The 13624-nt window shown below is 64.8% G+C and carries 12 protein-coding genes and 1 tRNA gene; 8 read left to right on the top strand and 5 right to left on the bottom strand.

What is annotated here, in order from left to right; translation table 11 throughout:
• Window positions 1-10: 10 nt before the first annotated feature.
• Together ggt and QRQ56_RS14375 are read left to right on the top strand one after the other, a co-directional pair.
• The gene (ggt, locus tag QRQ56_RS14380; RefSeq protein ID WP_438740880.1) at window positions 11-1759 is read left to right on the top strand and encodes a gamma-glutamyltransferase; all 1749 of its coding nucleotides are present in this window, start codon (window positions 11-13) and stop codon (window positions 1757-1759) included.
• An 82-nt stretch (window positions 1760-1841) separates the two neighbouring features.
• Window positions 1842-3137 (top strand): MFS transporter, encoded by a 1296-nt coding sequence (locus QRQ56_RS14375; RefSeq protein ID WP_438740878.1) that lies wholly within the window; start codon window positions 1842-1844, stop codon window positions 3135-3137.
• 99 nt (window positions 3138-3236) lie between these two features.
• Here the strand turns inward: QRQ56_RS14375 and QRQ56_RS14370 are convergent, their stop codons facing one another.
• Window positions 3237-3902, bottom strand: coding sequence for a glutathione S-transferase family protein (locus QRQ56_RS14370; protein WP_063198664.1), 666 nt, complete (start codon window positions 3900-3902; stop codon window positions 3237-3239).
• A 162-nt stretch (window positions 3903-4064) separates the two neighbouring features.
• Here QRQ56_RS14370 and QRQ56_RS14365 point away from each other — a divergent pair, with 162 nt between their 5' ends.
• The 4 genes from QRQ56_RS14365 to panE all read left to right on the top strand — a co-directional run bounded on the left by QRQ56_RS14365 (window position 4065) and on the right by panE (window position 7835).
• Window positions 4065-4661, top strand: coding sequence for a DUF2239 family protein (locus QRQ56_RS14365; RefSeq protein WP_438740876.1), 597 nt, complete (start codon window positions 4065-4067; stop codon window positions 4659-4661).
• A gap of 91 nt (window positions 4662-4752) precedes the next feature.
• The gene (locus tag QRQ56_RS14360) at window positions 4753-6102 is read left to right on the top strand and encodes an MATE family efflux transporter (protein WP_438740875.1); all 1350 of its coding nucleotides are present in this window, start codon (window positions 4753-4755) and stop codon (window positions 6100-6102) included.
• 91 nt (window positions 6103-6193) lie between these two features.
• Complete coding sequence (locus QRQ56_RS14355; RefSeq protein ID WP_438740873.1) at window positions 6194-6802, top strand: 2-hydroxychromene-2-carboxylate isomerase; 609 nt, start codon at window positions 6194-6196, stop codon at window positions 6800-6802.
• A gap of 109 nt (window positions 6803-6911) precedes the next feature.
• Window positions 6912-7835 carry a 2-dehydropantoate 2-reductase gene (panE, locus tag QRQ56_RS14350; protein ID WP_438740871.1) on the top strand — a complete coding sequence of 308 codons (924 nt, stop codon included), beginning with the start codon at window positions 6912-6914 and terminating at the stop codon, window positions 7833-7835.
• Window positions 7836-8050: 215 nt separating this feature from the next.
• Here the strand turns inward: panE and QRQ56_RS14345 are convergent, their stop codons facing one another.
• From QRQ56_RS14345 to QRQ56_RS14330, 4 genes are all read right to left on the bottom strand, one after another.
• On the bottom strand, window positions 8051-8644 hold the full coding sequence (locus tag QRQ56_RS14345; protein ID WP_438740870.1) for a c-type cytochrome: 594 nt from the start codon (window positions 8642-8644) through the stop codon (window positions 8051-8053).
• 185 nt (window positions 8645-8829) lie between these two features.
• Complete coding sequence (locus QRQ56_RS14340; RefSeq protein ID WP_438740868.1) at window positions 8830-10098, bottom strand: PQQ-dependent sugar dehydrogenase; 1269 nt, start codon at window positions 10096-10098, stop codon at window positions 8830-8832.
• A 354-nt stretch (window positions 10099-10452) separates the two neighbouring features.
• Entirely contained in the window at window positions 10453-11439 is a 987-nt protein-coding gene (locus QRQ56_RS14335) for an NAD-dependent epimerase/dehydratase family protein (RefSeq protein WP_438740867.1), read from the bottom strand.
• 76 nt (window positions 11440-11515) lie between these two features.
• Window positions 11516-11590, bottom strand: a tRNA-Gly gene (locus tag QRQ56_RS14330).
• A 274-nt stretch (window positions 11591-11864) separates the two neighbouring features.
• Between QRQ56_RS14330 and trxA the strand changes: the two genes are divergently transcribed.
• The gene (trxA, locus tag QRQ56_RS14325) at window positions 11865-12788 is read left to right on the top strand and encodes a thioredoxin (RefSeq protein ID WP_438740865.1); all 924 of its coding nucleotides are present in this window, start codon (window positions 11865-11867) and stop codon (window positions 12786-12788) included.
• A gap of 31 nt (window positions 12789-12819) precedes the next feature.
• Window positions 12820-13497, top strand: coding sequence for an LON peptidase substrate-binding domain-containing protein (locus QRQ56_RS14320; RefSeq protein ID WP_438740863.1), 678 nt, complete (start codon window positions 12820-12822; stop codon window positions 13495-13497).
• Window positions 13498-13624: the final 127 nt, after the last annotated feature.

Genomic DNA, 13624 nt, shown 5'->3' with positions numbered 1-13624 from the left:
AAGTTTGATAATGTCGTCATATCTGACTCGGCGGACATTTTTCGCCTTCATAACCGCTCTGGCATTTGGTCTTCCGCCCGCGACCGCTCAAGATGCGCGGCGGGCCTATATTCCTGCGACGCCCGACACCGTGCGCGCCGTTGCCGCCGAACACGGCATGGTGGTCGCGCAGGAGAAGATCTCGGCGCAAATCGGCGCCGACATCCTGCGACGCGGCGGCAATGCAGTCGATGCTGCCGTCGCGACCGGCTTTGCGATGGCCGTGACTTATCCCCGCGCCGGCAATATCGGCGGCGGCGGCTTCATGGTGATCCATTCCGCCGACCGCAATGAAGACATCACGATCGATTATCGCGAGACGGCGCCGGCCGCGACCACGCCGGACATCTTCCTCGGCGCCGACGGCAAGCCCGATACGGCGAAGTCACGCGATTCCGCGCTCGGCGTCGGCGTACCCGGCACCGTTGCCGGTCTTTCCCTGGCGCTGGAGAAATACGGCTCCGGCCAGTTCACGCTGGCGCAATTGCTCGAGCCCGCCATTGCGCTTGCCCGCGACGGCTTCGTTGTGGGCGAGGACATCGCCGATACGCTGCCGGCCTGGCACCGGCGGCTCGCACGCTGGCCGTCCTCGGCCAAGATCTTCTCGCGGCCTGACGGCGCGCCACTTGGCGAGGGCGACAGGCTGATGCAGGGCGATCTCGCCGAAACCCTTGCGGCCATCGCGGCACAGGGGCCGCGCGGCTTCTACGAGGGGCCGGTCGCTGACGAGCTCGCCAAGGCCGTAAGCGACGCCGGCGGCATCATGACGCCCGCCGATTTGAAGGCCTATCAGGCCGTGATCCGGACGCCGGTGCGCGGCACCTATCGCGGCTATGACATCGTCTCGATGCCGCTGCCCTCGTCCGGCGGCGTCGTTCTGGTGGAGACGCTCAACATCCTCGAGGGCTTCCAACTCGCCGATTTGAAGCAGGGTTCGCCGGCGTCGCTGCATCTTTTGATCGAGGCGATGAAGCGCGCTTATGCGGACCGCGCCCGCTATCTCGGCGACCCCGCTTTCGTCAAAGCACCGATCGATACGCTGATTGCAAAGGACTACGCGGCCAAGCTGCGCACCGGCATCTCCGCCGAACGCGCCACCCCGTCGAAGGAGCTCGCATCCGCGGCCCCTTCGCCACGCGAGGGCAGCAACACCACGCATTTCTCCGTCGTGGATTCCCGCGGCAATGCCGTCAGCAACACCTACACGCTGAACTTCAGTTACGGCGTCGGCCTGGTTGCCGAAGGCACCGGCGTGCTGCTCAACAACGAGCTCGACGATTTCACCGCCGCCGTCGGCGCCTCCAATGCCTACGGTCTCGTCGGCTTCGAGCCCAATCTTCCCGGACCGGGCAAGCGTCCGCTGTCCTCGATGTCGCCGACCATCGTGCTCAGGGACGGCAAGCCGGTGCTGGTGACGGGCTCACCCGGCGGCAGCCGGATCATTTCCAGCGTGCTGCAGGTCGTCGTCAACGTACTCGATTACAAGATGGACGTGGCGGCCGCCGTCGCGGCGCCACGGCTGCATCACCAATGGCTGCCCGACGAAGTGCGCATCGAGCGGGGCTTTCCCGACGACGTGCTGCTCGGGCTGAAGGCGATGGGTCACACGATCGTCGAGCCGATGGGCCAGACGTCGGCGAACTCGATTCTCGTGTCGCCGAACGGGCCGCTGGGTGCGCCCGACCCCCGCACACGGGGCGCGGAAGCAGCGGGGCAGTAGCTGCATCCCTGCATAGCCCGAAGGCTTGCGCGCACCACGGCGCGTGCTACCACCGCGACCAAAGAAACGCGGGGAAATGCCGATGACCACGACCGATCCGAACCAGCGCATCGAACGCACCGAGATCGAAGACACCAGCCTCCTTGCTTTCTATCGCGACATGAACGTTCCGGAGCGGCGGACGTTCTGGGCCTGCGCGGCGGGCTGGGCGCTCGACGGCATGGACTTCATGATCTATCCGCTGGTGATCGGCACCATCATCGCGCTGTGGAGGGTCGATGCGGCGTCCGCTGGCCTCGCCGGCACGGTGACGCTGCTCGCCTCCGCGATCGGCGGCTGGCTCGGCGGCTATCTCTCCGACCATATCGGACGGGTGCGGACGCTGCAAATCACCATCATCTGGTTCTCGTTCTTCTCGCTGGTCTGCGCCGTCGTGCAGAATTTCGAGCAGCTCCTGATCGCGCGCGCCGTGCTCGGCCTAGGCTTCGGTGGCGAATGGGCGGCGGGCGCGGTGCTCATGGGTGAGGCGATCCGGCCGCAATATCGCGGTCGCGCCGTCGGCTCGGTGCAGTCGGGCTGGGCCGTCGGCTGGGGTCTTGCGGTGCTGTCGCAGGCGATCCTGTTCTCGGCCTTGCCGCCGGAGACGGCTTGGCGCTGGATGTTCGTGATCGGCGCGCTGCCGGCGCTGCTGGTGTTCTACATCCGCCGCTCCGTCACCGAGCCGGAGATCGCCGCCGAGGCCCGCGCCAGGCACGCCGCGAGCGGCAATCGCCCGGCGCTCTGGGAGATCTTCTCCGGTCCGATCCTGAAGACCACGATCCTGGCCTCGCTCATGGCAACGGGCTGCCAGGGCGGCTATTACGCCATCACGTTCTGGGTGCCGCAATTCCTGACCAAGGAGCGGCATCTGTCGGTGGTCGGCTCGACCGGCTATCTGTCGACGCTGATCATCGGCTCCTTCATCGGCTATCTCACCGGCGCCTGGCTAGCCGACCGGATCGGGCGGCGCAATCTGTTCCTGATCTTCTCGATCGGCGCCATCGCGGTGGTGCTGCTTTATACGCAGCTGCCGCTCACCAACGAGATCCTGTGGCTGCTCGGTTTCCCGCTCGGCTTCTTCGCCTCCGGCTATTTCTCCGGCATCGGCGCGTTCCTGACCGAGCTCTATCCGACGCGACTGCGCGGCTCCGGCCAGGGCTTTTGCTACAATTTCGGCCGCGGCATCGGTGCGCTGTTTCCGTTCCTCGTCGGCTCACTGTCGGCGTCGACGTCGCTTGCAAATGCAATCGCGATCTTCGCAGTGGTGGCTTACACGCTGTTCTTCATCGCCGCCTTCGCGCTGCCGGAGACGCGCGGACGCGTGCTGCACGCGCACTAGCCACAATCGTCATCCCGGGGCGGTGCGTAGCACCGAACCCGGGATCTCGAGATTCCGGGTCTGGTCCTTCGGACCATCCCGGAATGACGGTGAAACGAACTACCGCCCCACCTGGTACGGTCCACCCTTTTCCAGCGCGCGCGCATAGGCCGGCCGGGCGTGGATGCGCTCGAGGAATGCCATCGCCTTGGGGTGGCCCTGCTCGAGCCCGCCGCGCGCCTGTGCGGCTTCCAGCGGAAAGCTCATCTGGATGTCGGCGGCGGTGAACTCGTTGCCGGCGAACCACTCGCTCTTCGCAAGCTCGCCTTCCCAATAATCCATGTGCTGCTTGAGCTGCGGATTGACCAGCGTGGTCAACGCCTGGTTCGAGACCTTGCGCACCAGCGGACGAAGCAGAGCCGGCGCGCGCTTCGGCATCAGCGTGAACAGGAGTTTCAGCAGCAGTGGCTGCATCGCGGACCCTTCGGCGTAATGCAGCCAATAGGTGAAGCGCAGCCGCTCCGGCGTGTTCGGCGGCGGGATCAGCCGGCCGTTGCCGTAGGTTGCAACGAGATATTCGATGATCGCGCCGGACTCGGCGATGGTGTTGCCGTTGTCGGTGATGACAGGCGACTTGCCGAGCGGATGGATCGCGCGCAGCTCCTTCGGCGCGCGCATGTCCGGCTGACGCTGATAGCGCACGATCTCGTAGGGCACGCCCAACTCTTCGAGCAGCCACAGCACGCGCTGCGAGCGGGAATTATTGAGGTGGTGAACGGTCAGCATCGGTGAGGTCCCCAAGGCAGCGTGGTGGCTAGGCGTGGTCAGTCGGCCGCGCGTTCGTGCCAGCCCGGAAACGCAATGTCGAGCCAGGCTTGCGATATTTTCACCCGGGTATATTGACCTCGATAATTTACCCGGGTATTAAATGACCCCAACGTCGTCAATATGGCAATGATTCCAATGCAGAAGACTTTCACCGCCTTCCAGGGGCGGCACCGCCTGGTATCCGGGCCGGCCGGCGAGGTCGCGCTGGTCGTCAAGCGGGTGGCGCTGCAGCCGGACGCGCCCATCATCATCTTCGAGGACGCCACGGGCCGATCGATCGACTTCGACCTGCGCGGCGGAGACCGCGAGGTGCTGGCGCGGCTGGCGAAGCTCGTCCCGCCGCCGGCTGAGGAGAGCACGCCACCGAGCGAGCCGCGCGGGCGCGGCCGGCCGAAGCTCGGCGTGGTCGCGCGCGAGGTGACGTTGCTGCCGCGACATTGGGAGTGGCTGGGCGCGCAGCCGGGCGGCGCCTCCGTCGCGTTGCGCAAGCTCGTCGACGAGGCGAGGCGCGCGAGCGGCGACAAGGACCGCGAGCGGCAGGCGCGCGATGCGGCCTATCACTTCATGTCGACCATGGCAGGCAACCTGCCGCAGTTCGAGGAAGCTTCGCGCGCCTTGTTTGCGGACGACCGGCGACGCTTCACCGGCCTGATCGCGGATTGGCCGACCGACATCCGCGACCACATCGTCAAGCTCGCCTACAGCGACCGCGCGTAAACCGCGCGGCGCTCCTTCAACCTCCATCGACGGCCCAAGCCGCGCGCCTTGCGCGGCAACGGTCTCGCACGTCCCAATGAAAGGCCCATCCATGTCCGCCGCCAAGCCGCTCTGGACCACATTCCTGCGCTTCCTCGCGCCCTTGATGCTGAGCAATGCGCTGCAATCGCTGTTCGGCACCGTCAGCAACGTCTATCTCGGCCAGATGATCGGCGTCGATGCGCTGGCGGCCGTCTCGGTGTTCTTCCCCGTGATGTTCTTCCTGTTCGCCTTCGTGATGGGCCTCAGCACCGGCGCGACCGTCTTGATCGGTCAGGCTTTCGGCGCGCGCGAATTCGACAAGATCAAGACCGTCGTCGGCACGACGCTTGCGATCGGCCTCGTGCTGTCCATCTCGGTTGCGCTGATCGGCGGCCTCTTCAGTCGGCAATTGATGATGGCGCTCGCCACACCGGCCGATATCCTCGCCCCCGCCAGCGCCTATGCGCGGATCATGCTGCTCACCATGCCGCTCGGCTTCGTCTTCCTGCTGATGACCGCGATGATCCGCGGCGTCGGCGACGCGCTCACGCCGTTGCTGGCGCTGGCGTTGTCGACGGCGATTGGCCTCATCCTGACACCGGTCTTGATCCGCGGATCGTTCGGGCTGCCGGCGGCCGGCATCACCAGTCCGGCATGGGCGGCGGCGATCTCGAACACGCTCACCCTGATCGCGCTCGCGCTCCATCTGCGGCGAAAGAAGCACGCGCTCGCACCGGACGCGGCGCTGTTGCGCCAGCTGCGGCCGAACGGCGCCATGCTCGGCAAGATCCTCGGCATCGGCCTGCCAAGCGCCATCGGTATGGTCGTGATGGCGATCGCGGAGCTGGTGCTGCTCGGTCTCGTCAACGGCTTCGGATCGGAGGCCACCGCCGCCTATGGCGCCGTCAACCAGGTGATGGGCTACACGCAGTTCACGGCAATGTCGATTTCGATCGCGGTCTCGATCCTCGGCGCGCAGGCTGTCGGCGGCGGTGACCGAACCCGGCTCGACGGCATCGTGCGGATTGGACTCACCTTCAACCTCGTGCTGACCGGCGGGCTCGTCGCGCTGATCTATCTCGTCCCGCGCGCCGTGCTCGGCATCTTCATCACCGACAGCGCCGTGCTCGATCTGGCGAAAGGCCTGCTCGACATCGCCCTCTGGAGCTCCGTGCCGTTCGGCCTTGCCACGGTGTTCTCGGGGGCGATGCGCGCAGCCGGCGTGGCGTTGACGCCGATGCTGCTCGCGATCTTCGCGATTCTCGCGATCGAGCTGCCGGCCGCTGTGATCCTGAGCCACACCATCGGCCTTCAGGGCGTGTGGGCCGCCTATCCCATCGTCTTCTGCGCCATGTTTGTTTTGCAGATGGGCTATTACCTGCTGGTGTGGCGCAAGCGGGCGATCCAGCGTCTGGTGTGACCCTCAAAGTATTACGATCATCATTAAACGGTGGACCTGCGGGGCACGCTGCGCCACAATGGGTGAAAAGCGTCCTCAAGGGAGAACGAGTTTGACCCGCACCGCCCCGCAGTTCCTGTTCGATTTCGGCAGCCCGAACGCCTATCTCAGCCATCTCGCGATTCCCGCGATCGAGCAGCGCATCGGCGTCAAGTTCGAATACGTTCCGATCCTGCTCGGCGGCATCTTCAAATCGACCAACAACAAATCACCGGCCGAGACGCTCGCCGGCGTCAAGAACAAGCGCGAATTCCAGCAGGTGGAAACCGAGCGCTTCCTCAAGCGCTTCAAGGTCCAGCCCTATGCCTGGAATCCGCACTTTCCCGTCAACACGCTCAATCTGATGCGCATGGCCATTGCGGCGCAAATGGACGGCGTGTTCGAGAAATATGTCGAGGCCGCCTTCCACCACATGTGGCGCGAGCCGAAGAAGATGGACGATCCTGAAGTTGCGGCGAAGGCGCTGACGTCCTCCGGCCTCGATGCGCAGAAGCTGTTCGCCCGCAGCCAGGAGCCCGAGGTAAAGGCGATGCTGATCAAGAATACCGAGAACGCCGTCGTCCGCGGTGCGTTCGGCTCGCCGACCTTCTTCGTCGGGAACGAGATGTTCTTCGGCAAGGAGCAGCTCCGCGAGGTCGAGGAGATGGTGCTCGCGACATAGCCGCTCGTTCTCCGGCGACAGAATGTGATCGTGGCGACATTCCGGATTGCTTCGCTTCGCGCGCAATGCCGACTATAAGTAGCCGCCAAGAGCAACAAGGGAGCATCCCATGCGCATTCTCGTGGTCGGCGCCGGCGCCATCGGCGGCTATTTTGGTGGCAGGCTGTTGCAGGCCGGCCGCGACGTCACCTTCCTGGTCCGGTCGCGCCGCGCCGGCGAACTGGCGGAGGCCGGGCTCGTGATCAAGAGCCCGAATGGCGATGTGACCCTGAAGAATCCGCCGACCGTGCAGGCCGATGCGCTCAAGGACAAGTTCGATGTCGTGCTGCTGAGCTGCAAGGCGTTCGACCTCGACGACGCCATCAAATCGTTTGCCGCGGCGGTCGGACCGAACACCGCCATCATCCCCATGCTCAACGGCATGCGCCATCTCGACATCCTCGACGCCAGGTTCGGCAAGGAGCGCGTGCTCGGAGGCCTCTGCGCCATCGCCGCAACCTTGAACGAAAAGCGCGAGGTGGTGCAGCTGCAGCCGATGCAGGCGATCAATTACGGCGAGCGCGACGGAACGCTGTCAGACCGCGTCAAGGCGATCGACGAAGCCTTCAAGAGCGGCATCACGGGCGCTGCCGCCAGCCAGAACATCATGCAGGACATGTGGGAGAAGTGGGTGTTCCTCTCCTCGCTCGCCGCGTCCACCAGCCTGATGCGCACCTCCGTCGGCAACATCCTGGCGGCGCCCGGCGGCCGGGATTTCCTGCTCGGCATGCTGGACGAGACCAGCGCGATTGCGGCAGCGTCCGGCTATCCGCCGGGCGGCCCGTTCTTCGAGCGCGTGAAGGGCAACCTCACCACCGAGGGATCGCCGATGACGGCCTCGATGTTCCGCGACGTCAAGGCCGGCCTGCCGGTCGAGGCCGATCATGTCATCGGCGACCTCATCGCGCGCGCCGATGCCGCCAAGGTGCCTGTACCGAAGCTGCGCATCGCCTACACGCATTTGAAGGCGTATGAGAAGCAGCGAGCAGGGTAGGCAGCAGCTACACACTCCGCTGGCGTCCCGGACAAGCGAAGCGCAGATCCGGGACCCCCGCGCGAGCGCTTGCGCTCGTCGCGACCACAGGCAGTGGTTATGGCGCGAGCTGGTCACCACGAGTCGTCGCCAAACGCGATCCTGTGGCTATGGGTCCCGGGTTCGCGCTTTGCGCGCCCCGGGACGACGAGCTGTGTTGACCGCTCGACCCCGCGCTATTTGAGATACGCCAGATAGTGCGAGACCGCCGTGATCTCCTCGTCGCTCATGTGATAGGCGACATCGGCCATCGCGGCGACGCCGCCGCCGACGCGCTGGCCCGCTTTGTAATCGTGCAGCGCCTTGACCAGATATTCCTCACGCTGCCCCGCGAGCCGCGCGACGCCCTTGGTGCCGGCGAAACTGTCCGTGTGGCATGAGGCGCAGCGGCGGCCGGCGGCAACTTGCGCGCCCTTTTTCGAAAGGTCCGGATCCGTATCGTCCGGTCCCTTCGGCGGGGTCATTTGCGAGAAATAGGCGCCGAAACTGCGGATGTCCTCGTTGGTGATCTCTTCGGCAATCGGCTTCATCTGGTCGTTCTTGCGCGAGCCGGCGCGGAAGAACACGAGCTGCCACTGGATGAACTGATCGGGCTGCCCGGCCAGCGAGGGAATGTTCTCGGTTTGGGAAATGCCGTTCTCGCCGTGGCAACCGGAGCAGACCGAAGCCTTCTCCTTGATTGCGGCATTATCGGCGGCCTGTGCCGGGACGAAGGCTGGCAATGCGAGCAATAGCGCGCCGCTTACGTACCAAGAAAAACGACGGCCCATGATGAGGATTCCGATCTGTCTGGCTCGTCATTCCGGGGCGTGCGGAGCACGAGCCCGGAATCCATAACCACGAATCGGGGTTATGGGTTCCGGACTTGCGCTGGCGCGCAATCCGGAACGACAGCCGTTGAAACGAAAGAGGCTGCGGCAGCTTCAGGCCACCGCAGCCTCGTGTCGCGTACGCGCTACTTCTTGCTGTAGCTGATGCGATAGATCGCGCCGGCCCAGTCGTCGGCGACGAGGATCGAACCATCCTTGGCGAGGATGATGTCGTCGGGGCGGCCGAGATAGCCCTGGTCGCCCTCGATCCAGCCGGAGGCAAACACCTCCTGCTTGGCGTTCTTGCCGTCAGGCCCGACGATCACGCGCATGATGCGGCCGCCCTGGTACTTGTGACGATTCCAGGAGCCGTGCTCGGCGATCAGGATGTTGTTCTTGTACTCGGCGGGAAACTGGTCGCCGGTATAGAACTTCATGCCGAGCGGAGCGACGTGAGCACCGAGGTTCAGCACGGGCGGCGTGAACTCGGAGCATTTGTGGCCCATCGCGAACTTGTCGTCAGGCAGATTGCCCTGGTGGCAGTAGGGATAACCGAAGTGCTCGCCGATCTTGTTGATCATGTTCAGCTTGTCGCTGGGCAGATCATCGCTGATCCAGTCGCGGGCATTCTCGGTGAACCAGTACTTGCCGGTGCGCGGATCGACGTCGCCGCCGACCGAGTTGCGAACGCCGAGCGCATAGATCTCCGCGTTGCCGGTCTTGGGATCGACGCGGCGGATCTGCGAGACGCTGGTCGGGGGGACGCCGATGTTGAAGGGCGGTCCGAACGGAATGTAGAACCAGCCTTCCTTGTCGACCGCGATGTACTTCCAGCCATGCGCGGCGTAGGACGGCATGTCGTCATACACGACCTTGCCGTCGCCGAGCTTGTCGAGGTTGGCCTCGGCGTTGTCGTAGCGGATCAGCTTGTCGACGGCGATGACGTAGAGCGCGCCGTCCCTGAAGGCGAGACCTGTGGGCATGTTCAGCCCCTTGAGGATGGTCTTGACCTCTTTCTTCCCGCCATTGTCCTTGATGGCGTAGACGTTGCCGAGGCCGAACGAGCCGACGAACAGCGTGCCTTTGTCACCCCAGGCCATCTGCCGCGCGGCCAGCACGCCGGAGGCATAGACCTCCATCTTGAAGCCCGGCGGCAACTTGACCTTCTTGATGATGTTGGCGAGCTCGGCGTCGGAGGCGCCGGTCGCCGGACCCGAGGGCGGCGCGAGGCCCTTCTGCGCCTCGGTCTCATCGCCGAGGAACCAGTCATCCGGCGGATGGGTCCAGAACTCCTTGGTGCCGGATTCGTATTTCTTCAGCGGTTTGCTTTTGTCCTGCGCATTGCCAACGCTGGTCCCCGCAAGAAGGGCCACGGCTGCAAGCGCCAACACGGACCGATGGAACATCGATGTCATCGCGTCACTCCCCTAAGGCAGCCGTCAGGGCTGCGATTTATTTTGTTTTGCTAGTCGAGAGGCGAAGTTTGGGATCTGCCGAGAGGCAGATTTAAAAAGCTAGCACATCTGGGAGCGCTGAGAAGGCATCGCGTGTGCTGCGGTTACGCTCAATAAAAATTGAGGCGGATTGTCGGCGAAGGCAAACGCGGCGACGACGACGTTCTCGCTGCAACGCGGAATCAAGCGGGCCAAAGGGCGTCAAACAAAAAATGCGAAAACAACCCCATGCACAGTAGAAGGGACGCGGGTTACGCTGCTCGGGGTTGACCCGACAGGCACTTGACTCGTCGGGCAAAACACCAATCGCGGCGCTCAACTGGCGACCGGGTAGGGTCCGTCTTCGAACACCGTGTCATGATAGCCCTTCGCGCCGATCTCGCACGCCAGCGCACTGCGAAAATCGCAGCCATCGCGCAAGGCTTTCAGCACATGCGCGAAGTCGAATTCAGGCCGCCAGCCGAGCTCACGCCGCGCGCGCTCGTTGACATAGACGCGGTCGATCTCCGCGAACAGCTGCCAACCGCGCGCCGCATAAAGCTGCGCGCACTCCGGATAGAGCTCACGCACGACCGCGGCCGCATCGCGCGCCAGCGCGGCGAGATGGCGCGGCTCGAACGGGCTGGTGGCCGAGACGATGTAACGGGCAAAGCCGATGTCCGGCGCACGGCTGGCGGCGAGCAGATGGGCGCTCACGGCATCCGCTATATCCAGCCGGCGATAGAGCAGCTCGTTCGCCTGCGCGTTCTCGAGCGGATAGGCCGACCGCATCGCGGGATCATCGTCGTCTTCCGGAAAGAAGCGTGAGGTCCGCAACACCAGAACCGGCAGGCCGCGCTCGCGGAAGAACAACTCGCACAGCGTCTCCGCCATCAGCTTTGTCGTGCCGTAGATGTTCTTCGGGACCGGCGGCAGGTCCTCGGTGACCCAGACCGCGGCCTGAACCGCTTCGGGGCGGAGCTGCGAGCCGAACGCGCTGGTCGTGCTGGTGAAGACGAAGCTCCTGACGCCGGAAGCGACCGCCGCCTCGAGCAGATTGAGCGTGCCTGACACGTTGGTGTCGACGAAGTCCTGCCTGGAATGGGTCGCCACATGCGGCTTGTGCAGCGTCGCGGTGTGGATCACGGCCGTCACGCCGGCCATCTGGCGCCGTACGAAGTCGGCATCGACGATCGAGCCGACGGCGTCGGTGAAGGGCGATGGCTTCAGGTCGACGCCGCGCGCAATGGAACCGCGCCCGCGGAGCGTCCGCAGGATGGCCTCGCCGAGGTGACCCGCGCTACCCGTGACCAGAATTGTCATGACAGGCCCGAACCAGCCGCCAGCGGCGTGGCGAACCACGTTTCCGTCCGGTCTGGCTGGATGCTTGGGAGAAAATTGGAGCGGGCGAAGGGGCTCGAACCCTCGACCCCGACCTTGGCAAGGTCGTGCTCTACCACTGAGCTACACCCGCATCCTGTGTCGGTCGCGTGACGCGCCGGCAACGGCTGTCGTATGCCAAAAGCGGGAAGGGAATGCAACAGCTACCGGTGGCATAGATGCGCATCTTCTGACCCGATATGGAGCCAAAGGCGGCCAAATCGGCCGAAAAGGGCCCGGAACCGCCGAATCGGCCTCCGTGGATTGAAATTCGGCCCATTCGGCCCAATTTAGGAGCCGACAGCGAAGCATAGGGAGCGGCGACGTGCTAAAGACCCGCCAATCCAGATATCAGACGAGGGGACGCCGTGACGATCATCGACCAGGGTAACGGAGCGGCTGGCCCGGCTGCGGCCGATCTGATCAAGGACACCACCACCCAGACCTTCATGAAGGACGTCATCGAGGAATCGAAGCGCCAGCCGGTGCTGATCGATTTCTGGGCGGAGTGGTGCGGACCCTGCAAGCAGCTCACCCCCGTCTTGGAAAAGGCCGTCAGGGCCGCCAAGGGCAAGGTCAAGCTGGTCAAGATGAACATCGACCAGCATCCGGCCATCCCCGGCCAGATGGGCATCCAGTCGATCCCGGCGGTGATCGCCTTCGTCAACGGCCAGCCGGCCGACGGCTTCATGGGCGCGGTGCCCGAGAGCCAGCTCAACGCCTTCATCGAAAAGCTGACCAAGGGCGTCACCGCTCCGGGCGAGGTCAACGTCGCCGAGATCGTGCAGGAAGCCGACGCCGTGCTCGCCGAGGGCGACGCCGCTGCGGCCGCGCAGATCTATGCCGAGGCGCTGCAGCATGATTCGACCAACATCGCCGCGCTCGCCGGCCTTGCGAAGTGCTACGCCGTCTCCGGCGCGATGGAGCAGGCCAAGCAGACGCTGGCCATGGTGCCGGAATCCAAGCGCAACGACCCCGCGGTGAAGGCCGTGCAGACTGCGATCGATCTCGCCGAGCAGGCGCAGTCGCTCGGGCCGGTCGCGGAACTGGAACAGAAAGTCGCCGCAAACCCGCTCGATCATCAGGCCCGATTCGACCTGGCGACCGCGCTCAACGCGCAAGGCGACCGCGCTGCGGCCACCGCGCAGCTGCTCGAGATCGTCAAGCGCGACCGCAAATGGAACGACGACGGCGCCCGCAAGCAGCTCGTGCAGTTCTTCGAGGCCTGGGGCGGCACGGATGATGCAACGGTCGAGGGACGCAAGCGCTTGTCGACGATCCTGTTTTCGTAAGACGCAAGCTGGCTGAGTCAGCGGGGACCAGATGCCGATCAACATCGAATATCGCGGGCCCGCCGACCTTCCGGAAATCATTCCGGTGTTTCCGCTGCCGGGCGCGCTGCTGCTGCCGCGCGGCCAGATGCCGCTCAACATCTTCGAGCCGCGCTATCTGTCGATGGTCGACGACAGCTTTCGCGACGGCCATCGCCTGATCGGCATGATCCAGCCCGACGTCACGCACTCCGCGAAGGATTCCGACAAGCCGACGCTGTTCCGTGTCGGCTGCGTCGGCCGCATCACCCAGCTCGCCGAATCCGGCGACGGCCGCTACATCCTCGAGCTCACCGGCGTCTCGCGCTTCAGGGTGCTCGAGGAGCTCGAGGTGCTGACCGCCTACCGGCAATGCAAGGTGGATTTCTTCGCCTTCGCCGATGACTTCACCGCGCGCATGGGCGAGGACGAGGTCGACCGCGAGGCGCTGCTGTCGGTGCTGGCGGACTTCCTCAAGGCCAACAATCTCAAGGTCGACTGGGAAGGCGTCGAGAGCGCGCCGAACGAGGCGCTGGTCAACGCGCTGGCGATGATGTCGCCTTACGGCCCCGCAGAGAAGCAGGCGATGCTGGAAGCGCTCGACCTGAAGACCCGCGCCGAGATCCTGATCGCGGTCACCGAGATGGACCTCGCCAAGAAGCGCACCAGCGGCGATCCGCCGCTGCAGTAGCCGACATAGCGGCACAACTTCCGTCATGCCCGGGCTTGTCCCGGGCATCCACGTTCTTTGGCGACAACAAAACGTGGATGGCCGGGTCAAGCCCGGCCATGACGACGACAGAGAGCCGTCCATAACC

Origin of the sequence: Bradyrhizobium sp. U531, assembly GCF_051710265.1 — a bacterium.
In the GTDB taxonomy this organism is placed as follows: Bacteria; Pseudomonadota; Alphaproteobacteria; order Rhizobiales; family Xanthobacteraceae; genus Bradyrhizobium.
Note: the sequence above shows the minus strand (reverse complement) of the source record. Positions and strands in the feature narration are given on the sequence as shown.

Bases quoted from the DNA above. Each gene is read 5' to 3' on its own strand.
- QRQ56_RS14375 (WP_438740878.1), top strand. From the start codon at position 1,842: ATGACCACGACCGATCCGAACCAGCGCATCGAACGCACCGAGATCGAA.
- panE (WP_438740871.1), top strand. From the start codon at position 6,912: ATGCGCATTCTCGTGGTCGGCGCCGGCGCCATCGGCGGCTATTTTGGT.
- QRQ56_RS14360 (WP_438740875.1), top strand. From the start codon at position 4,753: ATGTCCGCCGCCAAGCCGCTCTGGACCACATTCCTGCGCTTCCTCGCG.
- QRQ56_RS14370 (WP_063198664.1), bottom strand. From the start codon at position 3,902: ATGCTGACCGTTCACCACCTCAATAATTCCCGCTCGCAGCGCGTGCTG.
- QRQ56_RS14345 (WP_438740870.1), bottom strand. From the start codon at position 8,644: ATGGGCCGTCGTTTTTCTTGGTACGTAAGCGGCGCGCTATTGCTCGCA.
- ggt (WP_438740880.1), top strand. From the start codon at position 11: ATGTCGTCATATCTGACTCGGCGGACATTTTTCGCCTTCATAACCGCT.
- QRQ56_RS14320 (WP_438740863.1), top strand. From the start codon at position 12,820: ATGCCGATCAACATCGAATATCGCGGGCCCGCCGACCTTCCGGAAATC.
- QRQ56_RS14335 (WP_438740867.1), bottom strand. From the start codon at position 11,439: ATGACAATTCTGGTCACGGGTAGCGCGGGTCACCTCGGCGAGGCCATC.
- QRQ56_RS14340 (WP_438740868.1), bottom strand. From the start codon at position 10,098: ATGACATCGATGTTCCATCGGTCCGTGTTGGCGCTTGCAGCCGTGGCC.
- QRQ56_RS14365 (WP_438740876.1), top strand. From the start codon at position 4,065: ATGGCAATGATTCCAATGCAGAAGACTTTCACCGCCTTCCAGGGGCGG.